The sequence below is a fragment of the Amycolatopsis sp. 2-15 genome (assembly GCF_030285625.1).
Classification (GTDB): domain Bacteria; phylum Actinomycetota; class Actinomycetes; order Mycobacteriales; family Pseudonocardiaceae; genus Amycolatopsis; species Amycolatopsis carbonis.
Window position 1 is genome coordinate 3,405,662 of sequence record NZ_CP127294.1, and the last position, 19,950, is coordinate 3,425,611.

Consider the following 19,950-nt stretch of genomic DNA (forward strand, 5'->3'; position numbering starts at 1 on the left):
GGGACGGTACCGTATCGTCCTACGCCAAGGAGGGCCCGATGAAGCAGCTGCTGTTCGAGGACGACCCCCAGTTCTGGTTCGAGACGCTTCGCGTGTTCGGCCACGCGAGTTACGGCGGCTCGGACTTCGGCGAAGTCGCCGCCACCGCTTCGCGCATCAAGCCCGGCGACTACGACAGCTGGCACGACGAGTGGCTCGCCGCGGCCGAGCGTCTCGCGGCCGAGGCCGACCGGGTGGCCGCGGTGCACCCGATCAGCGCCCGCGACGCCTACCTGCGCGCGTCCACCTACTACCGCTCGGCGGAGTTCTTCCTGCACGGAAACCCCGCCGACTCGCGCATCGCCTATGCCTATGACCGCAGCGTCGAGTGCTTCCACCGCGCGATCGAAGGCTTCGCGGGCGTCGAGCGGGTCGAGATTCCGTACGAGGGCCACGTGCTGCGCGGCTACTTCTACCGCGCGCCCGGCACGGGTCGTCGCCCGATTCTGTTGGCGCACAACGGTTTCGACGGCAGTGCGGAGGAGGTGCACTTCTTCGGCGCGGCTGGCGGCCAGGAGCGCGGCTACCACGTGCTGGCGTTCGACGGCCCCGGCCAGCCGAGCGCGATCCACCGCGACGGGCTCGTCTTCCGGCCCGACTGGGAGCACGTGGTGGGCCCGGTGCTCGACTTCGTGCTCGCCGACCCCGGCGTCGACCCGGACAAGGTCGCGCTGCTCGGCATCAGCCTCGGTGGCATGCTCGCGCCCCGTGCGGCGGCGTTCGACTCGCGGATCAAGGCCGTCGTCGCCGTGGACGGGGTGTTCGACGCCGGCTCGGCGGTGACGGCTTTCCTGCCGTGGGACCGCGCGGAGATCGAACGTCGCGCCAACGCGGTCGAGGACGAGGAGCTCGACAAGCTGCTCGCCGCCGGCCGGGCCGCGAGCCCCACGCTGCGCTGGCCACCGACCACGGCCGGTACGTGATGGGCGCGGCGACCGACCGTGAGTTCCTCGCGAAGTACCTGACCTACACGCTCGACGGCGGTGTCGCCGAGCGCATCAAGTGCCGGGCGCTCGTCTGCGAGGCCACCGACGACCTGTTCTTCAACGGAGACGGCGAAACCCAGCCCGAACCCCGCCGCCTCCACGAACGGCTCACCGGCCCGAAGACGCTGCTCTCGTTCACCGCCGAGGAAGGCGCGGCCGCCCACTGCCACGTCGGCGCGCAGCGGCTCGTGACGGCCCGCGTCTTCGACTGGCTGGACGAGACGCTCTAGCTGTGATGTCCGGGGACGTTGTTCAGCAGTTCGAGGGTGGTGTCACCTGACAGGTGAGGCCCTCCGGTTGTGAAGTGGAACTGCCTAGGAACCGTTTCACCAGCTGGAGGGCCTCGTGTCCCACCCTAACGCCACGCTGACCCCGATCACTCGTCTGCGGCTGGCCCGTCTGATCGTCGACCACGGATGGACCTACACCGCCGCAGCGAAAATGTTCATGGTCGCCGCGCCCACCGCAAAGAAATGGGCCACCCGCTACCGCGACGAAGGCCCAGGCGGCATGACCGACCGCAGCAGCCGCCCGCACCACAGCCCCACCAAGACCGCACCCACACTCGTGCGCCGGATCGCACGATTGCGGTGGCGCCACCGGCTCGGCCCCGTCCAGATCGCCGGCCGGACAGGACTACCGGCCTCGACGGTGCACGCGGTGCTCGTGCGCTGCCGGATCAACCGCCTCTCCCGCATCGACCGGGTCACCGGCGAGCCGTTGCGCCGCTACGAACACGACCACCCCGGCTCGCTGATCCATGTCGATGTCACCAAGTTCGGCAACATTCCCGACGGCGGTGGCCACCGCTTCGTCGGACGCGGTCAGGGCAAACGCAACCGGGAAGCCACCGCCAAACGCACCGGCCGACGCAACCACCGCTACGAACCCCGCCCCGGCATCAGCTACCTGCACACCGTCATCGACGACCACTCCCGCGTCGCCTACGCAGAAATCTGCACCGATGAAACCTCCGCCACCGCGATCGGTGTCCTGCACCGCGCCGTCGCCTGGTTCGCCCAGCACCATGTCGCCGTCGAGCGTGTGTTGTCCGACAACGGCTCGGCCTACCGCTCCCACGCCTGGCATCAAGCCTGCGCCGAGCTCGGCATCACACCGAAACACACCCGCCCCTACCGGCCCCAAACGAACGGCAAAATCGAACGCTTCCACCGCACCCTCGCCGACGGCTGGGCCTACGCCCGCTTCTACACCCGCGACCAGCAACGCCGAGCAGCCCTACCAGGCTGGCTTCACTTCTACAATCACCATCGACCCCACTCCGCCCTCGGAGGCCACCCACCCATCACCCGACTAACCAACCTGCCTGAACATCACATCTAGCCCTCCAGGGCCAACGCGGCGCCGAACCCGATCAGGACTGTGCCGGTCACGCCGTCGAGGGTGCGGCGCACACGGCGGCGCTCGAGCCAGCCGCGCACGCGGTGCACCAGCAGGAGCAGTAGAACCTGCCAGACCGCGCCCACGGCGGCGACGGTGTAGGCGAGCAGCAGGGCGTCGCCCGTGGTGGTGACGCCGGGCGTGAGGAACTGCGGCAGCACCGACAGGTAGAGGACCAGCACCTTCGGGTTGGTCACGTTGGAGAGGAATCCTTCGCGCCAGCGGCGGAACGCGCTCTGGCGGGCGCGTTTCGCCTCGGCGAGCGACTGGTAGTCACCACGCCAGGCGCCGCGCAGCGCCTGGAAACCGAGGTAGCAGAGATAGGCGACACCGAGCCACTTCACGGTTTCGAAGATCGGGCGCGAGTTCGTGATCACGGCCCCGAGGCCGAGGGCGGCGAGGGTGCCCTGCAGGAAGTTCGCGACGGCGATGCCGGCACACGCCCACGCACCCCCGCGGGCGCCGCCCGACAGCGCGTTCTTGAGCACGACCATGCTGTCGGGCCCGGGCGCCACGGCGAGCACCACCATCATGGCGAGGAACCCGCCGTACACACCCCACGTCATGCGGCGAACGTTAACCCGGGTCAGGACTCCAGGGCCAGGGCCGCCCCGAAGCCGACGAGCGCGGTGCCGGTCACACCGTCGAGCGCGCGCCGCACCTTCCGCTGCTTGAGCCACGCGCGCACCCGGTGCACGAAGAACAGCAGTACCAGCAGCCACACTGTGCCCAGCACCGCCACGGTGTAGGCGAGCACGAGCGCGTCCCACGTGGTGGTGCGCACGGGGTCGAGGAACTGCGGTAGCACCGACAAGTAGAGGACCAGGACCTTCGGGTTCGTCACGTTGGACAGGAACCCTTCGCGCCAGCGCCGGAAGCTGCTCGTCCGCTTGCGCTGCGTTTCTTCGACGGTCGCGTAGTTGCCGCGCCACGCGCCGCGCAGGGCCTGGAACCCGAGGAACACGAGGTACGCCGCGCCGAGCCACTTGAGCGTGATGAACACCGGCTGGGACCGCGCGATGACCACCCCGAGCCCGAGCGCCGCGGCCGTGCCCTGCAACGCGTTGCCGGCGAAGATCCCGGCCGTCGCGAGCAGCCCACCGCGGGCACCACCGGACAGCGCGTTCTTCAGCATCACCATCGTGTCCGGCCCTGGCGCCAGGACGATGAGGACCACGATGACGAGATAACTGCCGTACCCACTCCAAGTCACGTTGTTCCACGGTAATCGCCGCTCACGGCTGAGTCTCGCGGATTTCGGTCACAGCCCTTCGCGGCGCGGGGCAACCCCGGCGAACCGGGCAGCGTGCTCAGTGCGGGGACTGGGGGAGGCCGCGATGAATGCGATCGAAGACGGCGAGACGGTGTTGTGGACCGGCCGCCCGCAGCGACGGCACCGTCGCTTCCACGACTACCTGCCGTGGGCGGTGGTCGTGGTTCTCATCGTGGGCGACGGTGTGGTGCTGGCGTTCTACGCGGACTTCTCCCTGTGGATGATCTGGTTCTACATGATCGCTCTCGCCGTCGGTGTGGCGATCCACTCCGGTTCGGTTCGATCCAAGCGGCACGCCGCGACGTCGTACCCCGTGACCGATCGGCGGCTCATCATCGCCATGCACTTCGCCCACGGCGTCGATTACCGGTGGGTCCCGATGGCCGTGCTCGGCACGCCGCGCGTGCACGAGCTGCACGACGGGCTCGGCACCGTCGATTTCAAGAAGTCTGTCTTGCGGGCGACGCTGAGGCTGGATCCATGGCGGCAGTCGACCCTTGTCCCGATCTACCCGGAACTGGTGGCCATCCGCGACGCGCACGAGGTCGCCGAGCTCATCGAGCGCCACGCCGGGCAGGCCTCGATCCGCGAGTGAGTTTGCGCGCGGGGCAACCCCGGCGATCCGGGCAGCGTGCTCATTTCGGGAAAGGGAGGGCGCGATGTTTCCGATCGAAGAGGGCGAGACGGTGTTGTGGTCCGGCCGGCCGCAGCGCTGTCACCGGCGGTTCCGCGACTACTACTGGTGGGTCGTGCTCGCGGTCCTCGTGGTGGGCGGGAGCTTCGTGATCGCCGTGCTCGACGTGCTGAAGGTGGCCTTGTACCCGTGGGGCATCGTGATCGCGCTCGTGGCCGGGTTCGCCGTCGAACGTCCGAAGGAACGCCGCGAGCTGCTGGCCGTTACGACCTACTTCGTCACCGACCGTCGGCTGGTGTTCGCCGCCCACGGTGGGTCGGGGTCGGAGTTCCGCTGGGTGCCGCTCGCGGCGCTCGGGGCGGCCCGGGTGCACGACCTCGGCGACGGCCTCGGCACGATCGACTTCAGCCCGACCTGGTGGGAGTGGGTCAAGGACCAGGAGTACCGGCCCCGGCCCGCGTGGCACCCGATGCTGCCGGAGCTGGTCGCCGTCCGAGATGCCGCCCAGGTCGCGGACCTGATCGCGCGGAACGCGGCCCGCCCGTCGTACGTTGGGTGAGACGTGCAGGTCATCATGTCGATCGCCTTGCCCGCCGCGACGCTGCTGCTGGTGATCGTGGGCGCATGGGAAGTGCGGCCGGGCCGCAAGCCGTCGCGGCTGAAGCGGCGGCTGTCCTCGACGTACCTCGACGAGGTCACCTCGTTCCTCTACGGCACCAAGCGCAACGAGCTCGAGCATCGCGACTCCGTGGAGATGACCCTCGACCAGGACGCGCAGGGCGCGCCGCCGCTGGGAATGATCGACCTGGACCGTGGGGTGGCGATCGTGCGTCCCGCGAACCAGGACAAGCGGGCCACGGACTGAGAGCTTTCGAACACGCATTGTTCCGCCTGGTCAATTTACGGTAACGGCCGGTACCTATTTGCTGCGCTTGGCGTGCCTCGTTCGCGGAGGACACCTACGTTCGACGCACGGAAATGTGATCGAGACGAGGTGCTGTGATGAAGCACGACGAATGGTCGCGACGGCAGTTGTTCCGGAGATCCGCACTGGTGGGAGCAGCCGTACTGGGTGGTCCGGTGTTGCTTTCCGCGTGTACGTCGACGTCGTCCGGAGACACGTTGCAGGCGGCGCAGTCCGCCAAGAAGATCAAAATCGGAATCGCCAACGAATCCCCCTACGGATTCACTGATCAAAGCGGAAAAGTCACCGGCGAGGCCCCTGAAGTTGCGAGAGTCGTATTCCGGAACATGGGGATCGACACCGTCGAGGCGAGCGCGGTCTCCTTCGACCAGCTGATCCCGGCGCTCAACGCGAAGCAGTACGACGTGGTGGCGGCGGGCATGAACATCACCGCGAAACGCTGCGGCCAGGCCGCGTTCTCCATCCCGGACTACTCGGCGCTGACGGCGCTGCTGGTGCCGAAGGGCAACCCGCAGCAGGTGCTGAAGTTCGAGGACATCGCGGCGAAGAAGGTGAAGGTCGCGGTGCTCTCCGCGGCGGTGGAGAAGGGCTACGCGACCAGCGCCGGGGTGCCCGAGAGCCAGATCGAGACGCTGGACTCGCAGGACAACATGCTGCGCGCGGTCACCGACGGGCGCGTCTACGCGGCGGCGCTCACCGACATCTCGCTGAAGGACGTGCTGAAGAAGAACCCCGGTGCGGCCGCCGAGGTGACGCCCGGGTTCGACCCGGTCGAGAACGGCCAGCCGGTGATCTCGGCGGGCGGGTTCGTCTTCCGCACCGGCGACAAGTCGCTGGTCGACGCGTTCAACACAGAACTGAAGAAACTGCACGACAGCGGGGAGTGGACGAGGATCGTCGCGCCCTTCGGCTTCACGCAGGCGAACCTGCCGAAGCCGGACGTGACCACCGAGAAGCTCTGCGCCGCGTGACGGGTGGTGCGCCGTGTCGAACGTGCCGCACATCGTCTCGGCGATCCTCGCCGGCCTGGCCACGACCATCGAGGCCGCGGTCGGCGGGATCATCGTCACCATCGTCCTTTCCCTGATCGCCGGGCTCGCGCTGCTGTCACCGAGGCGGTTCGTCCGGGGTGTCGCGCGGGTGTATGTGGAGGTCTTCCGCGGGACGTCCGAGGCCGTGCAGCTGTTCTGGCTGTACTTCGTGCTGCCGGTGCTGGTCGGGTTCCAGCTGGTGCCGTTGTTCGCCGGCATCCTGGTCCTGGGTCTGAACCACGGCGCGTACGGGGCCGAGGTCGTGCGCGGCGCCCTGCGGTCGGTGCCGAAGGCGCAGTACGAAGGCGCGGTCGCGCTCAACCTCTCACCGACGCAGCGGATGGTGCGGGTGCTCCTGCCCCAGGCGTTCGCCGAGATGCTGCCGCCGTTCAACAACCTGTTCATCCAGCTGCTGAAGAGCACCGCGCTGCTGTCGTTCATCTCGGCGGGCGAGATCACCGAACGCGGTGAGCTGCTGCGGCCGGTGTTCGGCGCGGACATCGGCTGGATCTACGGCACCGAGCTGGTGCTCTACCTCCTGCTCGCCGTACTGATCACGACCGGCATGCGGGCGCTGGAGCGCTGGGCGGGGCGCCGCCTCGGCCGCGCGCCGGTGGCGCGCACGGAACTGGATCTCACCGTCGGCGGCGGAGGTGCCGGGTGAACTGGGATTGGCAGGCCGCCGCCGACGCGATCCCGCTGCTGCTGGAGGGATTGCTGGTCACGGTCGAGCTGACGCTGCTCGGCTCGGCTCTCGCGTATGCGCTCGGGCTGGTGCTGGCGTTGCTGCGCCGGGCCCGGATCCCGGTGCTGTCGCGGGTGGCGTGGCTGTTCATCGAGTTCATTCGCAGCACGCCGTTGCTGATCCAGGTCTTCGTGCTGTACTGGCTGGTGCCGCCGCTGACGGGGATCACGCTGTCGGCCTTCGTCACAGGTGTCATCGCGCTCGGCGTGCACTACGCGACCTACACCGCCGAGGTGTACCGGGCCGGGATCGAAGCCGTCCCGAAAGGACAGTGGGAGGCGGCGGTCGCGCTCAACCTGCCACGGTCGCGCGTGTGGACGGCGGTCGTGCTGCCCCAGGCGATACCGCGGGTGCTGCCGGCGCTGGGCAACTACACCATCTCGATGTTCAAGGAAACGCCGCTGCTGCTGGCGATCGGCGTGCTGGACGTGCTCAACCGCGCCAAGGAGGTCGGCGCGGAGACGTTCCGCGTCGTCGAGCCCTACACCCTGGCCGGCGTGCTGTTCCTGCTGGTGAGCCTGCCGGCCTCCGTGCTGGTCCGACGATGGGAACGCCGTGCCGAACGAGTCTGACGCGATGATCCGGTTCTCGGGTGTGGTCAAGAAGTTCGGGGACCACGTGGTGCTCGACGAGCTCGATTTCACCGTCGCGCCGGGGGAGTTCGTGTCGCTGATCGGCCCGAGCGGGTCCGGCAAGACGACGATCCTGCGGCTGCTGATGACCCTGGAGAAGGTGAACGGAGGCACCATCCACGTCGGCGGTGAGTGCCTGAGCCACGTGCGCCGCGGCGAGCGCCGGGTGCCCGCGGACGAGAAGCACCTGAGGGTGATGCGGCGCCGGATCGGCATGGTGTTCCAGCAGTTCAACCTGTTCCCGAACATGAACGTGCTGCGCAACATCACCGAGGCGCCGGTCCGCTCGCTGGGCCTGGCACCGGCCGAAGCCGAGCAGCGCGCCCGTGAGCTGCTCGGCCTCGTCGGGCTCGAGGACAAGGCGGACGCGCACCCGACGCGCCTGTCCGGCGGGCAGCAGCAGCGCGTCGCGATCGCCCGGGCGCTGGCGATGCGACCCGACGTGCTGCTGCTCGACGAGGTCACGTCGGCGCTGGACCCGGAGCTCGTCGCCGACGTTTTGCGAGTACTGCGGGACATCGCGACGACCACGGACATCACCATCCTGTGCGTGACGCACGAAATGCAGTTCGCGCAGGACGTCTCGGACCGGGTGATGATGTTCGACCACGGCCGGGTGCTGGAGGACGCAGTGCCGGAGAAGCTGTTCACCGCTCCCGAACACGAGCGCACGAAGGAGTTCCTCCGGGCCGTGATCGATCGTCGTTAGCCCAGGATCTCCTTGGTGGAGCGCACGGTCGCGAACCGGTTGTGCAGGTTCGCCGCGGTGACGCGGGAGAGCTCTTCGGCCGTCACGGTGGTGCCGTCGAGGGCGGGCAGGTCGAACGTGAAGGTCGCGTCGAGCGCGAAGGTCACGTCGTAACCGAGGTTGCCGCCCATGCGGGCCGTGGTTTCGCAGCAGAAGTTAGTCTGGATGCCGGCTAGGACGAAGTCCGTGATGCCGTGGGTCTTCAGCCACGCGTCGAGGTCGACGTCGCCGAGGAAGGCCGAGTTCACCTTCTTGCCGAAGACCAGGTCGGGGCGGGCGCCGTCGAGTTCCGCCAGGAAGTCGTTGCCGGGCTGGCCGGGGCGCAGCGGCGAATCGGCGTGTACGGAGTCGTGGTGCACGAGGACCACGGGCAGACGGCGCTGCTGCCACGCGTCGAGCAGGGCCTTGATGTTCGCCTCGGCTCCGGGGTTGTTGCGCGGGCCCCAGTACTCGGCGTCGGAGAACCCGCGCTGGACGTCGATGAGGATGAGTGCGGCCATGTCCCTGAGTTTCGTCGGGTGCGCGGTTCAGAGGGGAGTGGCAGAAGGTGCGCGATCCGGTACTTTTCTGCCATGCGGACGATCGGGGTGTTGCTCCTGCCGGGTACCCGCGCGTTCGACCTCGGTGTGATCGCCGAGGTCTGGGCGCAGGACCGCAGCGAGAGCGGGATCGAGCCGTTCACCGTGCGGCTGTGCGGGGCAGGCCGGCGGCGCACCTCGTTGTCCCCGTTCGGAGAGGTCACGCCGACGCACGGGCTGTCCGGACTCGACGGCTGCGACCTCGTGCTGGCCCCCGGACGCGACGATCCGCACACCCCGGTGCCGCCCGCCGCGTCGGCCGCGTTGCGCCGGGCCCACCGGGCGGGCGCGACGGTGGCGGCGTTGTGCTCCGGCGCGTTCACGCTCGCGGTCGCGGGCCTGCTCGACGGCCGCCCCGCGACCACCCACTGGTGGGACCTCGACGCACTCGCCGTCGCCGCGCCCCTCGCTCGGTTGCAGCGCGACGTGCTCTACACCGAGGCCGACGGCGTGCTCACCTCGGCGGGCGTGGTCGGCGGTCTCGACCTCTGCCTGCACCTCGTGCGCCGCGACCACGGCGCGGACGTCGCGGCGAAACTCGCGCGGCGCCTCGTGATGCCGCCCGCCCGCGAAGGCGGCCAGCGCCAGTACGTCGAGAATCCCTTGCCCGCGGCACCTGCCCGGCCGGGTCTGTCGTCCACTATGGACTGGGCGCTGGCGCGGCTGGCCGAGGAGATCGGTGTGGCCGAGCTGTGTGGCCACGCCGGGATGAGCGAGCGGACGTTCCACCGCGAGTTCGCCGCGGCCACGGGCGTGACGCCGGGGCGATGGCTGCGCGTGCAACGGGTGCGGCTGGCGCAACGCCTGCTGGAGACCACCGAGCTGCCGGTGGAGCGCGTCGCGCAGCGGTCGGGGCTGGGCACGGCGGCGAACCTGCGCCGCCGGCTGCGCGCGGAGGTCGGCGTCGGGCCCGATTCGTACCGGCGCACGTTCCGTTCCGCGCCCGGCGGCGTTACGGTCGGGGTATGGCCGAATACGAGCACATCCTCGTGAAGCGTGACGGCGACACGATCACCGTCACGATGAACCGCGCCGCGCGGCGCAACTCGCTGTCCGCCGACCACCTGACCGAGCTGCTCGCGGCGTTCCGCGAAGCCGGCACCACCGACGCGACGGGCATCGTCCTCGCCGGCGCCGGCCCGGTCTTCTCCGCGGGCCACGACTTCGGCGACGTCGCCGCGCGCGACCTCATGGGCGTGCGCGAGCTGCTGACGTTGTGCACGGAGCTGATGCGCACCATGCAGTCGCTGCCGCAGGTCGTGGTCGCGCGCGTGCACGGCCTGGCGACCGCGGCGGGCTGCCAGCTCGTGGCCTCGTGTGACCTCGCCGTCGCCGCGTCGTCCGCCGGTTTCGCCCTGCCCGGCGGCAAAGGCGGCTGGTTCTGCCACACCCCGGCCGTCCCGGTGGCGCGCTCGATCGGCCGCAAACGCTTGATGGAGCTGGCTTTGACCGGCGACGTCGTCGACGCCGCCACCGCGCTCGACTGGGGCCTGGTCAACTCCGTCGTCCCGGACGAGGAGCTGGACGACGCCGTCGCCGCCCTGCTCGCGCGGGCCACGCGCGGCAGCCGGGCGAGCAAGGCCATGGGCAAGCAGACCCTGTACGCGCAGCTCGACCGTCCGGAAGCCGACGCCTACGCCATCGCGCTGGAGGTCATGGCCTCGGCGTCGCAGCTCCCGGGCGCGCGGGAAGGCATGGCGGCGTTCCTGGAGAAGCGCAAGGCGGAGTGGCCGGACTGAGGGTTCGACTGCTGGGGCTCAACGACGCTTGTGGAGCAGCAGAAGTGTGTACGCGGCGATCGACTGCGCGTCGGTGATGCCGCCCGTCGAGATCATCTTCTCGATCTCCGAGCGGGTGAACCACGCCGTGGTCATGTCCTGTTCCTCGAGCTCGCGTTCCGGCTCGCCTTCGGTCAGGTCCGTCGCGAGGTAGACGTGGCCGCGCTGGCTCGACATGCCGGGCGCGACTTCCAGGAGCCCGATCTCCGTGACGGTCTCGGCGCGCAGGCCCGTTTCCTCGCGCAGCTCGCGGCGGGCGAGCTCGGCGGGCGGTGTCTCGGCGAGGTCGGGGGCGGTGCCCTGGCAGAACTCCCAGCGGCGCTCGCTGACGGGGTAGCGGAACTGGTCGACCAGGAGCACGCGGTCGCCGTCCATCGGGATGATCAGGGCGTAGGTCGGTTTGTCGACCACGCCGTAGATGCCTTCGCTGCCGTCTGCGCGGCGGATGGCGTCCTCTCGCACCGTCATCCAGTTGTTCCGGTACACCTCGCGGGTCGCGACACGCTGAATGGGGTCCACTCGCCCAGTATCGCCGAGCCTGTCCTACCCTCGGCGGGTGCGTCTCGTGATCGCTCGTTGCCAGGTCGACTACGCCGGCCGCCTCACCGCCCACCTGCCGATGGCCACGCGCCTGCTCCTCGTCAAGTCGGACGGTTCGGTGTCCGTGCACTCGGACGACCGCGCGTACAAGCCCCTGAACTGGATGAGCCCGCCCTGCTGGCTCATCGAGGACGGCAAGCTGTGGATCGTCGAGAACAAGCAGGGCGAGAAGCTCGTGATCTCGATCGACGAGATCTACCACGACCACGAGCAGGAGCTGGGCGCCGAACCGGGCCTGCAGAAGGACGGCGTGGAAGCGCACCTGCAGGAACTGCTCGCCGAGCACATCAAGACCCTCGGCGACGGCTACACCCTCGTGCGCCGCGAGTTCCCCACCGCCATCGGCCCGGTCGACATCATGGCCCGCGACGCGGACGGCAAGTCGGTCGCCGTGGAGATCAAGCGCCGCGGCGAGATCGACGGCGTCGAGCAGCTCACGCGCTACCTCGAGCTGCTCAACCGCGACCCGCTGCTCGCCCCCGTGCAGGGCGTCTTCGCCGCGCAGATCATCAAGCCCCAGGCCCGCGTTCTCGCGGAAGACCGCGGCATCCGCTGCCTGACCTTGGACTACGACGCCCTGCGCGGCATCGAATCCGACGAGTTCCGCCTGTTCTGAGCCACCGGGGCCACTATCACGTCTCGTGAGCGGCGACCGTCCTAAACAGACCGCGTCGTCGGCCCGTGATCGCGCCTGCGCGTTCGTGGGGAACCGGTCACCGGCACGGGAGCTGTCAAGATCACACTCGTCGGAAACCGGCGTTTCCTCAGCTCACCGGCGTGAGCCGAGGGCTCTTTCGCCGATCCCCCGTGTCGGGGTGCCGCTTCGGAATCCATGCAGTACTGTCCGGATCTGACAGGACGCTGGTGTTTCCTGTGGGAAATTGTTTGATTCGGAGGTGGCTCGCGTGGAGGTCCTTGCCGACGCGAACCTGCGGCTCGACGCGAGTGCTATCGACTACATCGAGCTGGCGTTCTATTTCGTGCTGGTGCTGGGCATCGGCTATCTCGCCCGCAGGCAGGTGTCGAGCAGTCTCGACTTCTTCCTGTCCGGGCGCTCGCTTCCGGCATGGGTGACCGGCCTGGCGTTCATCTCGGCGAACCTCGGCGCGATCGAGGTCATGGGCATGTCCGCCAACGGCGCCGAGTACGGCCTGCCGACGGCGCACTACTTCTGGATCGGCGCGATCCCCGCGATGCTGTTCCTCGGCGTCGTGATGATGCCGTTCTACTACGGCTCAAAGGTGCGCAGCGTTCCCGAGTTCATGCTCCGCCGCTTCGGTCCGGCCGCCCATTGGGTCAACGGCGCCAGCTTCGCGCTCGCGCAGATCCTCATCGCCGGCGCGAACCTGTACCTGCTGGCCAGCGTCGTGAACCTGCTGCTGGGCTGGCCGATCTGGGTCTCGATCATCATCGCGGCCGTCATCGTGCTCACCTACACCGCGCTCGGTGGCCTGTCTGCGGCCATCTACAACGAAGTGCTGCAGTTCTTCGTCATCCTCGCGGCGCTGATCCCGCTCACGATCGTCGGTCTGTACAAGGTCGGCGGCTGGAACGGCCTCATCGAGAAGGTGACCAACAGCCCGGGCGGCGTCGCGCAGACGCACTCGTGGCCCGGCAACCAGCTGACCGGCTTCGGCAGCAACTTCCTGTCGGTGCTGGGTCTCGTGTTCGGCCTCGGGTTCGTGCTCTCGTTCGGTTACTGGACCACGAACTTCGTCGAGGTCCAGCGCGCGATGGCGTCGAAGAGCATGTCGGCCGCGCGGCGCACGCCCATCATCGGCTCGTTCCCGAAGATGTTCATCCCGTTCGTGGTGATCATCCCGGGCATGGTCGCGGCGGTGACCGTGACCGAGCTGCAGGGTGCGAACAAGCAGGCCCTGCTCGACGGCAAGCCCGCGCCCAGCGGCGCGACGTTCAACGACGCGCTCCTGCTGCTGATGCGCGACGTGCTGCCGAACGGCATCCTCGGCGTGGCGATCGCGGGTCTGCTCGCGTCGTTCATGGCCGGCATGGCGGCGAACCTGAGCTCGTTCAACACGGTGTTCACCTACGACGTGTTCCAGACCTACATCGTGAAGAACCGGCCGGACAAGTTCTACCTCAACACCGGCCGCGTGGTGACCATGGTCGCGACAGTCCTGGCGATCGGCACGGCGTTCATCGCGTCGACGTACGCGAACCTGATGGACTACCTGCAGACGCTGTTCTCGTTCTTCAACGCGCCGTTGTTCGCCACGTTCATCCTCGGCATGTTCTGGAAGCGGATGTCGAAGGCGGCCGGCTGGTCGGGCCTGGTGTTCGGGACCTTGGCGGCCATCGCGATCTTCGTGATGAGCAAGCTCGAGGTGTTCACCCTGCCGGGGCAGGGCGTGAGTTTTGTGGCCGCGATCGTGGCGTTCCTCGTCGACATCGTGGTGAGCGTGGGCGTCACGTACTTCACGCCGCCCAAGCCGGAGTCGGAGCTGGTGGGCCTGGTCTACTCGCTCACGCCGCGCGGCTCGCTCAAGACCGAAACCACCGGCGAAGACGCGGGCTGGTACCGCAAGCCGGTGCTGCTGGCCGGGATCGCGGCCGTCATCACCCTCGTCCTGAACTTCGCCTTCTAGGAGGACGACCGCCATGGCAACCGAATCCACACCACGGGCGCACAAGGCCGGTGCGTTCGACATCCGCCTGATCATCGCCCTCCTGACCGGCGTCTACGGCATCATCCTCACGGTCATGGGCGCCGCGTTCGACACCGAGGCCGACCGCGTGAAGTCGTCCGGGGTGAACATCAACCTGTGGTCCGGCATCGCCCTGCTGATCTTCACGGCGCTGTTCATCCTGTGGGCGCGGCTGCGCCCGATCGTCGTGCCGGAGCAGACCGACCAGCCCGACGAGGGCGACGACGGTGACGGGGGCGTCACCGGCGAGCCGCCGGCAGCCGGATAAGCGGGTTGTCCGGACAGCCGGGGCCGGCTGCCGCTACCGTGCTCCGCGTGGCGCACGATCTCAAACTCGGCCGGTTGTTTCCCCTGGTGGTGGCCGGTGTTCTCGTCCTGACGGCCTGTGGTGGCCCGCAGCTGGGCAAGGAGAACTTCCCTCGCACCACCGTCCCCGCCGCGAGCGGGGACGGTGGCAGCGGACCGATCACCGACGCGGCGGTCACCACGGGCGCGCTGCGCCCGGTGCTGCCGTGCCAGTTCCTCGACAACACGTCACTCTCCGCACTGGGCACGCCCGAGGGTGAGCCGATGGCGTCGAGCGTCCGGTTCGACGAGTGCAGCACCAAGGTGCGCGACGCCGGCGGCAAGGAGCTTTCGGTCGACGTGCAGCTCGGCGCGATCGTGCTGTTCGCGTCGGACAAGACGACGGGCCAGGTCGGCGGCCTGCCGCAGGTCGAGGTGCCCGACACCACCGGCGGTTCGTGCGAGGTCAGCGCCCTCACCTCGCGCGACCCGAGTCTCGGGGTGGCGTTCGAGATCGATTACCCGGGTGGCGATCCGTGTCGTGCGGGACGAACCTTGCTCGCTCCCGCCGTGGACAAGCTCCACAACTCCCCGCAGAAATACCCGGAAGTCAAGGGATCCGTGCTCACGGCCGACGCGTGCGCGGTGCTCGACCAGTCCGCGGTGGACGCCGTGCTGAAGGGCACGAAGGGGGGCGCGACCGGCCTGCACAGCTGCCAATGGGGCAACAGCCCGAACCTCACGGTGATGTTCTTCCCGGCCTTCCCGCCGCTGGAGGGCGACGGCTGGCTGAAGGCCGACGTCGGCGGTGCGAACCAGGCGTACGCGAAGAAGGGCACGGCCGGCACGGACTGCAAGGTCGAGTGGCAGCACCGGCCGTGGCAGGGCGACCACGTGGAGGTCGTCCAGGTGGGGTTCACCGACTACGACCTCAAGCCGGGCGCCGGCGACCCGTGTGCGACGGCGACGACGCTGGCGAAAAGCGTCGCGGGGAACTTGCCGCGGCCCTGAAGCTTGGCGGCGGGCCGGTCTCGGCGGCTAGGTTGGGAGCACCCACCACGCCGATGTGTCGGAGGCCCGCCATGAAGAAGATCATCAACGATCCGGCGACCGTGGTCGCGGAGTCCTTGAGAGGCCTCGCCGTCGCCCACGCCGATATCCTCCGTGTCCGGGACGACCCGGCCGTCGTGGTGCGGGCCGACGCTCCGGTGGCGCGCAAGGTCGCCGTCATCTCGGGTGGCGGCGCCGGCCACGAGCCGCTGCACGGCGGGTTCGTCGGCCGCGGCATGCTCGACGCCGCTGTGCCCGGCGCGGTGTTCACGTCGCCGACGCCGGACGCGGTGCAGGCCGCGGTCGCCGCGACGACCGGGCCGTCCGGTGCGTTGCTGATCGTGAAGAACTACACGGGTGACGTGCTGAACTTCGAGACCGCCGCCGAGCTGGCCGCGGCCGAGGACCTCGACGTGCGCAGCGTCGTGATCGACGACGACGTCGCGGTGAAGGACTCCACGTTCACCGCCGGCCGCCGTGGCGTCGGCGGGACTGTGCTGCTGGAGAAGATCGTGGGCGCGGCCGCGGAGCGAGGCGACTCGCTCGACGCGGTGGAGGCGCTGGCGCGCAAGGTCGTCGGGCAGGTGCGGTCGATCGGGGTGGCGTTGAGCGCGCCGATCGTGCCGCACGTCGGCGAGCCGAGCTTCGACCTGGGGCCGGACGAGATCGAGTTCGGCATCGGCATCCACGGTGAGCCGGGCCGCGAGCGCATCCCGGCCGAGCCTGCCGACGCGCTGGTGGCGCGCATGGTCGAGGCCATCGTTTCGGACCTGCCGTACGAGTCGGGCGACAAGGTGCTGCTGTTCACGAACTCCATGGGCGCCACGCCGTTGCTGGAGCTCTACCTCGCCCACGGCATCGCCGAGCGGCTGCTGGCCGAGCGTGGGATCGTGGTCGAGCGCAGGCTGGTCGGGCCGTACATCACGAGTCTCGAGATGCAGGGGATGAGCCTGACGCTGCTGAAGCTGGACGACGAGCTGACCGAGCTGTGGGACGCGCCCGTGTGGACGCCCGCGCTGCGATGGGGGATCTGATGGGTTGTTCTTCCGAAGGAGTCGCGGCTGCGTTGCGAGCCGCGGCCGAAGTCGTGGCCGAGCACCGCTCCGAGCTGGTGGAGCTCGACCGCGCCATCGGCGACGGCGACCACGGCGAGAACATGAGCCGCGGGTTCACCGCGATCGTGTCCGCCCTGGAGACGGAGGTGCCCGCCACCCCGGCGGGCGTCGCGAAGCTGGCGGCCACCACGTTGATCTCGAAGGTCGGCGGCGCGGCGGGACCGTTGTACGGCACGGCTTTCCTGCGTGCGTCGACCCGTCTGGGAGACGCGGATTCGCTTGACGTGCCGCTGCTGGTGGCCGCTCTGCAGGCCGCTTTGGACGGTGTGCAGGCCCGCGGTAAGGCGGTGGGCGGCGACGCGACGATGGTCGACGCCCTGATCCCGGCCGTTTCGGCGGCCGAAGCCTGCCCCGCGGACGCCTCGATCGCCGACGTGCTGACCGCGGCCGCCGACGCGGCCGACCGCGGCGCCGAGTCCACAGTGGACCTGGTGCCCCGCAAGGGCCGGGCTTCGTATCTGGGCGAACGCGCCGTCGGCCACATGGACCCCGGCGCCCGCTCCACGGCGCTGCTGCTGCGCGCGTTCGCGGAGGCCGCCCGGTGACCGTGGGGATCGTGCTCGTCTCGCACAGCGCCAAACTGGCCCAAGGCCTGGCCGACCTGGCCGCCCAAATGGCCCCCGACGTCCGCATCATCCCCGCCGGCGGCCTCCCCGACGACGGCGGCATCGGCACCGACTACGACGAAGTCGTGGCCGCCACCCAACGCGCCGACGCCGGCGACGGTGTGGTGCTGCTGTACGACCTGGGCAGCGCGCAGATGACGGCGGAGCTCGCGGTGGAGTCCTTGTCCGGCGGCCTCGCCGCGGTGGTCGCCGACGGCCCCCTCGTGGAAGGCGCCATCGCGGCCGCCGTCGCCGCCCAGGGCGGGGCGGACCGCAAAGCGGTGGCTTCCGCTGCCGCCGGCGCCGGCCTGGCCCCCGACCTCGCCGCCGTGGACTCTCCCAGTGACTCCCAGGAGAAGGAACTCACGCTGACGAACGAGGTCGGCCTCCACGCCCGCCCCGCCGCCGTCCTGGTCCGCAGCCTGGCCTCCGTGGAAGCCGAGGTCACCATCCGCCTGGGCGACCAGGAAGCCGACGCCCACAGCGTCCTGGCCCTCATGTCCCTCGGCGCCCGCCAGGGCGACCGCATCCTGGTGCGCGCCCGGGGGCCGGAGGCTTCGGACGCGCTCGCCAAGGTGACCGGATTGGTGGAGTCGAACTTCGGGGAGTAGGGGTGCGCGGGCTTCGTCGTCGTCCGGGCCGTTGAGTGACACGGCCCGGCAGAAACACCCGCGCCCTCCTTCCGTGCTGGCGATCGTTGCAGCACCTGAGGTGTTCAGGGGACCGGCTGCCCCACCGCCACCGTCGGTGGTGCCTGCCGCTGGGGTGAGGCTTTGGTCGGGTGTCCGGAGCCCCGTGGCTTCGGAGCTCGGCGCCCGGCAGCGCAGGGCTGTCGCCTCGGCGTCTGAAGCCCCGAAGCCCTAAAGCCCCGAAGCCCTGAAGCCGTGAAGCCAGGCGCCGAAGCCAGAGCCAGAGCGTCGGGCCGTGGCGCCAAAGCCGACGCCTGGAGCCTGGGCGCCAGCAGCACGACCCCGACACCCGCAGCGCAGAGCTGTGGCCCCGAAGCCCGGCCTCTGCAGCCTGACAATCCGAGCCCAGCGCTCGACTGGCTCCAGCGCACAAACCTCGCCACCGGACGCCGGCAAACGTCCACTATGGACCCCAAGGACCCCGCTGCAGCAATTCACTTCCCTCGCCAGGCCGCGCGATGAACGGCGCCGGAGAAGTTGTTCTCCGCCACCGCCCACTCCCGAATTCCGGCAATTCACAAACCGAAAATACCCTCACGCTGTCAGCGCGATCCCCAGCCAGATCGCGCCGATCACGGCTGCCCCGCACAGCGCGGCGAGCAGCAACAGCACCGTGCTGATCTGCCCAGGTTGGCGCGGCAGTCGCATCGGTTCCGTCGGTGGACCCCAGTAATCCGGGGAATTCTGTGCGGCCGGTCCGGTCGTGCTCGTCATGGCGCTTCCTCCGTCCCTCGACCGGCGAATCCTTTGTGGTCCGGACGTCGGGCCGGCTGCGTTGTCCGTTACCGGGATCGGCGGCCGGGTTTTTGACCGATTCCCGATCGAAAGGAATCGCCGCGGTCGGTATTCGCGCTGTTCTCCGGAGTTGTCGGTGCCGGGCGATACCCTCGCGCGGTGACTCCCGCCACCGAGCATGCGCGCACCGCGGTGCGCCTCCATCCCGCGCAAGGCGAGCCCGTCGTCGGCGAAAGCCACGTGGGCGGTCCCCTGCTGTGGCCCGCGAGCGAGCCGCGACCGACGTGCCCCGTCACCTGGCCGCCGAAGCCCGAGGCGACCGACGACGGCTGGACGGCGGCCATCCGGGCGACGAGCCCGTGCCCGTGATGGTCGACGCTGCCCAGTTTTTCCGCCGCGACTTCCCGGAGTTGCCGTTCCCCGACGGCACGGATCTGGCGCAGGTACTGCTGTGCCCGACGCGCCACGCGAGCAAACACCACTGCGGCCCGGCGGTGCGCCTCATCTGGCGCAACTCGAAAACCGTCGGCGAAGTCGCCGAAGCGCCGGAGCCACCTGAAGACGCGGATGACCTGTTCCTGCCCCAGGCGCGCGTCCTGCATCCGTGCCGGCTCCGAGAATTCCCGTACCCAGAGGAGTTCCCCAAGGACCGCCGCGCGGAGCTGGGGTTGCCGGCGAGCCGCGATGACGTCGATTACGAGCTCGGCCAGTTCTCGAAAGTCGGCGGCTGGACGGCTTGGTACGCCGGGGATCCCCAAGACCTGAGCTGCCGCGAGTGTGGCGCGCGCCTGCGTCAGGCGATCGCGTTGGCGACGCAGGAGGACGAGGTGCCCTGCGGGTGCGAGCGGCGGGACGACGAGGAAGCCGGCTGGGAGTTCGGTGAGCAGGGGGCACTGAACATCTTCCTCTGCCCCACCGACCCGCGGCACCCCGTCAAGGTGCGGACGGAGTAGGCGGCAACAACGGCCCGCCACTCCAGTGCTGGAACACCAGGTTCGTGTGCACGCGCGCGACCTCGTCGCGGGCGGTGAGCTCGTCCAGCACCAGCCGCTGGAGCTCGGCGGCCGAGCTGGTGGCCACGTGCGCCAGGAAGTCGTCCGGGCCGGTGAGGTGGTAGACGGCGCGCACCTCGGGCAGGGCGAGCAGGTCGGCGACGAAGGGGTCGACCAGCTGGCGCCGGTGGGGGCGGACCTGCACGAACAGGAATGCCTCCAGCGGACGCCCGAGTTTGGCGGCGTCGACCTGCGCGTGCTGGCCCGTGATCACGCCGGTCTCGCGCAGGCGCGCCACGCGATCCAGACACGTGGACGGCGCGATGCCGACGGCGGCAGCGAGGTCCTTGTTCGACGTCCGGGCATCGTTCTGCAGCACCCGCAGAATCTCGAGGTCGACCGGGCTCAGTTCGACAGATCCAGTCACAAGCCGAATGATATCC

Annotated in this window: 27 protein-coding genes; 21 read left to right on the plus strand and 6 right to left on the minus strand. The window is 69.5% G+C overall.

All coding sequences use genetic code 11. From position 1 onward, the window contains the following. Nucleotides 1-38: 38 nt before the first annotated feature. The 3 genes from QRX50_RS16685 (at nucleotide 39) to QRX50_RS16695 (ending at nucleotide 2,369) form a co-directional block, all read left to right on the plus strand. Nucleotides 39-962: an alpha/beta hydrolase family protein gene (locus QRX50_RS16685; RefSeq protein ID WP_285972852.1), complete on the plus strand. Its 924-nt coding sequence runs from the start codon at nucleotides 39-41 to the stop codon at nucleotides 960-962. After that, complete coding sequence (locus QRX50_RS16690) at nucleotides 962-1,255, plus strand: hypothetical protein (RefSeq protein WP_285972853.1); 294 nt, start codon at nucleotides 962-964, stop codon at nucleotides 1,253-1,255. Before QRX50_RS16685 ends, QRX50_RS16690 begins: the two co-directional genes overlap by 1 nt. A 115-nt stretch (nucleotides 1,256-1,370) precedes the next feature. Continuing rightward, entirely contained in the window at nucleotides 1,371-2,369 is a 999-nt protein-coding gene (locus QRX50_RS16695; protein WP_285972854.1) for an IS481 family transposase, read from the plus strand. On the opposite strand, the gene QRX50_RS16700 is transcribed toward QRX50_RS16695, so the two are convergent. After that, nucleotides 2,366-2,992: a LysE family translocator gene (locus QRX50_RS16700; RefSeq protein ID WP_285972855.1), complete on the minus strand. Its 627-nt coding sequence runs from the start codon at nucleotides 2,990-2,992 to the stop codon at nucleotides 2,366-2,368. The genes QRX50_RS16695 and QRX50_RS16700 overlap by 4 nt on opposite strands. Before the next feature lie 20 nt (nucleotides 2,993-3,012). After that, nucleotides 3,013-3,639 carry a LysE family translocator gene (locus QRX50_RS16705; RefSeq protein WP_285972856.1) on the minus strand — a complete coding sequence of 209 codons (627 nt, stop codon included), beginning with the start codon at nucleotides 3,637-3,639 and terminating at the stop codon, nucleotides 3,013-3,015. Nucleotides 3,640-3,763: 124 nt separating this feature from the next. On the opposite strand from QRX50_RS16705, the gene QRX50_RS16710 reads away from it, so the two are divergent. The 7 genes from QRX50_RS16710 (at nucleotide 3,764) to ehuA (ending at nucleotide 8,375) form a co-directional block, all read left to right on the plus strand. Next, on the plus strand, nucleotides 3,764-4,294 hold the full coding sequence (locus tag QRX50_RS16710; protein WP_285972857.1) for a hypothetical protein: 531 nt from the start codon (nucleotides 3,764-3,766) through the stop codon (nucleotides 4,292-4,294). Between the two features lie 64 nt (nucleotides 4,295-4,358). Then, the gene (locus QRX50_RS16715) at nucleotides 4,359-4,892 is read left to right on the plus strand and encodes a hypothetical protein (protein ID WP_285972858.1); all 534 of its coding nucleotides are present in this window, start codon (nucleotides 4,359-4,361) and stop codon (nucleotides 4,890-4,892) included. 15 nt (nucleotides 4,893-4,907) lie between these two features. Then, complete coding sequence (locus tag QRX50_RS16720; RefSeq protein WP_255638406.1) at nucleotides 4,908-5,198, plus strand: DUF6191 domain-containing protein; 291 nt, start codon at nucleotides 4,908-4,910, stop codon at nucleotides 5,196-5,198. A gap of 137 nt (nucleotides 5,199-5,335) precedes the next feature. Continuing rightward, complete coding sequence (gene ehuB, locus QRX50_RS16725; RefSeq protein ID WP_285972859.1) at nucleotides 5,336-6,229, plus strand: ectoine/hydroxyectoine ABC transporter substrate-binding protein EhuB; 894 nt, start codon at nucleotides 5,336-5,338, stop codon at nucleotides 6,227-6,229. Between the two features lie 13 nt (nucleotides 6,230-6,242). Next, complete coding sequence (gene ehuC / locus QRX50_RS16730) at nucleotides 6,243-6,953, plus strand: ectoine/hydroxyectoine ABC transporter permease subunit EhuC (protein WP_285972860.1); 711 nt, start codon at nucleotides 6,243-6,245, stop codon at nucleotides 6,951-6,953. After that, the gene (gene ehuD / locus QRX50_RS16735; protein ID WP_285972861.1) at nucleotides 6,950-7,606 is read left to right on the plus strand and encodes an ectoine/hydroxyectoine ABC transporter permease subunit EhuD; all 657 of its coding nucleotides are present in this window, start codon (nucleotides 6,950-6,952) and stop codon (nucleotides 7,604-7,606) included. The genes ehuC and ehuD overlap by 4 nt, the downstream gene beginning before the upstream one ends. Before the next feature lie 4 nt (nucleotides 7,607-7,610). Next, nucleotides 7,611-8,375, plus strand: coding sequence for an ectoine/hydroxyectoine ABC transporter ATP-binding protein EhuA (ehuA, locus tag QRX50_RS16740; RefSeq protein WP_285974484.1), 765 nt, complete (start codon nucleotides 7,611-7,613; stop codon nucleotides 8,373-8,375). Here the strand turns inward: ehuA and QRX50_RS16745 are convergent. Next, nucleotides 8,372-8,914: a cysteine hydrolase family protein gene (locus tag QRX50_RS16745; RefSeq protein ID WP_285972862.1), complete on the minus strand. Its 543-nt coding sequence runs from the start codon at nucleotides 8,912-8,914 to the stop codon at nucleotides 8,372-8,374. The genes ehuA and QRX50_RS16745 overlap by 4 nt on opposite strands. Nucleotides 8,915-8,986: 72 nt before the next feature. Between QRX50_RS16745 and QRX50_RS16750 the strand changes: the two genes are divergently transcribed. Further along, nucleotides 8,987-9,985, plus strand: a complete 999-nt coding sequence (locus QRX50_RS16750) for a GlxA family transcriptional regulator (RefSeq protein ID WP_285972863.1) — start codon at nucleotides 8,987-8,989, stop codon at nucleotides 9,983-9,985. Next, nucleotides 9,958-10,731 carry an enoyl-CoA hydratase-related protein gene (locus QRX50_RS16755; protein WP_285972864.1) on the plus strand — a complete coding sequence of 258 codons (774 nt, stop codon included), beginning with the start codon at nucleotides 9,958-9,960 and terminating at the stop codon, nucleotides 10,729-10,731. The genes QRX50_RS16750 and QRX50_RS16755 overlap by 28 nt, the downstream gene beginning before the upstream one ends. An 18-nt stretch (nucleotides 10,732-10,749) precedes the next feature. On the opposite strand, the gene QRX50_RS16760 is transcribed toward QRX50_RS16755, so the two are convergent. Then, the gene (locus tag QRX50_RS16760; protein WP_285972865.1) at nucleotides 10,750-11,289 is read right to left on the minus strand and encodes an NUDIX domain-containing protein; all 540 of its coding nucleotides are present in this window, start codon (nucleotides 11,287-11,289) and stop codon (nucleotides 10,750-10,752) included. A 37-nt stretch (nucleotides 11,290-11,326) separates the two neighbouring features. On the opposite strand from QRX50_RS16760, the gene nucS reads away from it, so the two are divergent. From nucS to dhaM, 7 genes are all read left to right on the plus strand, one after another. Further along, nucleotides 11,327-11,986: an endonuclease NucS gene (gene nucS / locus QRX50_RS16765; protein WP_285972866.1), complete on the plus strand. Its 660-nt coding sequence runs from the start codon at nucleotides 11,327-11,329 to the stop codon at nucleotides 11,984-11,986. A gap of 289 nt (nucleotides 11,987-12,275) precedes the next feature. Beyond that, nucleotides 12,276-13,976, plus strand: a complete 1,701-nt coding sequence (locus tag QRX50_RS16770; protein WP_285972867.1) for a sodium:solute symporter family protein — start codon at nucleotides 12,276-12,278, stop codon at nucleotides 13,974-13,976. 13 nt (nucleotides 13,977-13,989) lie between these two features. Next, a complete protein-coding gene (locus QRX50_RS16775) occupies nucleotides 13,990-14,304 on the plus strand; it encodes a hypothetical protein (protein ID WP_285972868.1) in 315 nt (104 codons plus the stop codon). Nucleotides 14,305-14,351: 47 nt separating this feature from the next. Next, nucleotides 14,352-15,332 carry a hypothetical protein gene (locus QRX50_RS16780; protein ID WP_285972869.1) on the plus strand — a complete coding sequence of 327 codons (981 nt, stop codon included), beginning with the start codon at nucleotides 14,352-14,354 and terminating at the stop codon, nucleotides 15,330-15,332. 71 nt (nucleotides 15,333-15,403) lie between these two features. After that, complete coding sequence (gene dhaK, locus QRX50_RS16785; RefSeq protein ID WP_285972870.1) at nucleotides 15,404-16,405, plus strand: dihydroxyacetone kinase subunit DhaK; 1,002 nt, start codon at nucleotides 15,404-15,406, stop codon at nucleotides 16,403-16,405. After that, nucleotides 16,405-17,031: a dihydroxyacetone kinase subunit DhaL gene (gene dhaL, locus QRX50_RS16790; protein WP_285972871.1), complete on the plus strand. Its 627-nt coding sequence runs from the start codon at nucleotides 16,405-16,407 to the stop codon at nucleotides 17,029-17,031. Before dhaK ends, dhaL begins: the two co-directional genes overlap by 1 nt. Beyond that, nucleotides 17,028-17,702, plus strand: coding sequence for a dihydroxyacetone kinase phosphoryl donor subunit DhaM (gene dhaM, locus QRX50_RS16795; protein ID WP_285972872.1), 675 nt, complete (start codon nucleotides 17,028-17,030; stop codon nucleotides 17,700-17,702). The genes dhaL and dhaM overlap by 4 nt, the downstream gene beginning before the upstream one ends. A gap of 612 nt (nucleotides 17,703-18,314) precedes the next feature. Here dhaM and QRX50_RS16800 read toward each other — a convergent pair. After that, nucleotides 18,315-18,494, minus strand: coding sequence for a hypothetical protein (locus QRX50_RS16800; RefSeq protein WP_285972873.1), 180 nt, complete (start codon nucleotides 18,492-18,494; stop codon nucleotides 18,315-18,317). Between the two features lie 180 nt (nucleotides 18,495-18,674). Between QRX50_RS16800 and QRX50_RS16805 the strand changes: the two genes are divergently transcribed. Both QRX50_RS16805 and QRX50_RS16810 read left to right on the plus strand, forming a co-directional pair. Then, nucleotides 18,675-18,884: a hypothetical protein gene (locus tag QRX50_RS16805; protein ID WP_285972874.1), complete on the plus strand. Its 210-nt coding sequence runs from the start codon at nucleotides 18,675-18,677 to the stop codon at nucleotides 18,882-18,884. Next, nucleotides 18,884-19,468 (plus strand): hypothetical protein, encoded by a 585-nt coding sequence (locus QRX50_RS16810; RefSeq protein ID WP_285972875.1) that lies wholly within the window; start codon nucleotides 18,884-18,886, stop codon nucleotides 19,466-19,468. The genes QRX50_RS16805 and QRX50_RS16810 overlap by 1 nt, the downstream gene beginning before the upstream one ends. On the opposite strand, the gene QRX50_RS16815 is transcribed toward QRX50_RS16810, so the two are convergent. Further along, nucleotides 19,449-19,934, minus strand: a complete 486-nt coding sequence (locus QRX50_RS16815; protein ID WP_285972876.1) for an Lrp/AsnC family transcriptional regulator — start codon at nucleotides 19,932-19,934, stop codon at nucleotides 19,449-19,451. The two genes, QRX50_RS16810 and QRX50_RS16815, sit on opposite strands and share 20 nt — an antisense overlap. Between the last annotated feature and the right edge of the window lie 16 nt (nucleotides 19,935-19,950).

Coding starts and splice junctions, on each gene's coding strand:
- QRX50_RS16685 (WP_285972852.1), top strand. CDS start 39: ATGAAGCAGCTGCTGTTCGAGGACGACCCCCAGTTCTGGTTCGAGACG.
- QRX50_RS16690 (WP_285972853.1), top strand. CDS start 962: ATGGGCGCGGCGACCGACCGTGAGTTCCTCGCGAAGTACCTGACCTAC.
- QRX50_RS16700 (WP_285972855.1), bottom strand. CDS start 2,992: ATGACGTGGGGTGTGTACGGCGGGTTCCTCGCCATGATGGTGGTGCTC.
- QRX50_RS16710 (WP_285972857.1), top strand. CDS start 3,764: ATGAATGCGATCGAAGACGGCGAGACGGTGTTGTGGACCGGCCGCCCG.
- QRX50_RS16715 (WP_285972858.1), top strand. CDS start 4,359: ATGTTTCCGATCGAAGAGGGCGAGACGGTGTTGTGGTCCGGCCGGCCG.
- QRX50_RS16720 (WP_255638406.1), top strand. CDS start 4,908: ATGTCGATCGCCTTGCCCGCCGCGACGCTGCTGCTGGTGATCGTGGGC.
- ehuB (WP_285972859.1), top strand. CDS start 5,336: ATGAAGCACGACGAATGGTCGCGACGGCAGTTGTTCCGGAGATCCGCA.
- ehuA (WP_285974484.1), top strand. CDS start 7,611: ATGATCCGGTTCTCGGGTGTGGTCAAGAAGTTCGGGGACCACGTGGTG.
- QRX50_RS16745 (WP_285972862.1), bottom strand. CDS start 8,914: ATGGCCGCACTCATCCTCATCGACGTCCAGCGCGGGTTCTCCGACGCC.
- QRX50_RS16750 (WP_285972863.1), top strand. CDS start 8,987: ATGCGGACGATCGGGGTGTTGCTCCTGCCGGGTACCCGCGCGTTCGAC.
- QRX50_RS16755 (WP_285972864.1), top strand. CDS start 9,958: ATGGCCGAATACGAGCACATCCTCGTGAAGCGTGACGGCGACACGATC.
- QRX50_RS16775 (WP_285972868.1), top strand. CDS start 13,990: ATGGCAACCGAATCCACACCACGGGCGCACAAGGCCGGTGCGTTCGAC.
- dhaK (WP_285972870.1), top strand. CDS start 15,404: ATGAAGAAGATCATCAACGATCCGGCGACCGTGGTCGCGGAGTCCTTG.
- dhaL (WP_285972871.1), top strand. CDS start 16,405: ATGGGTTGTTCTTCCGAAGGAGTCGCGGCTGCGTTGCGAGCCGCGGCC.
- QRX50_RS16800 (WP_285972873.1), bottom strand. CDS start 18,494: ATGACGAGCACGACCGGACCGGCCGCACAGAATTCCCCGGATTACTGG.
- QRX50_RS16810 (WP_285972875.1), top strand. CDS start 18,884: ATGGTCGACGCTGCCCAGTTTTTCCGCCGCGACTTCCCGGAGTTGCCG.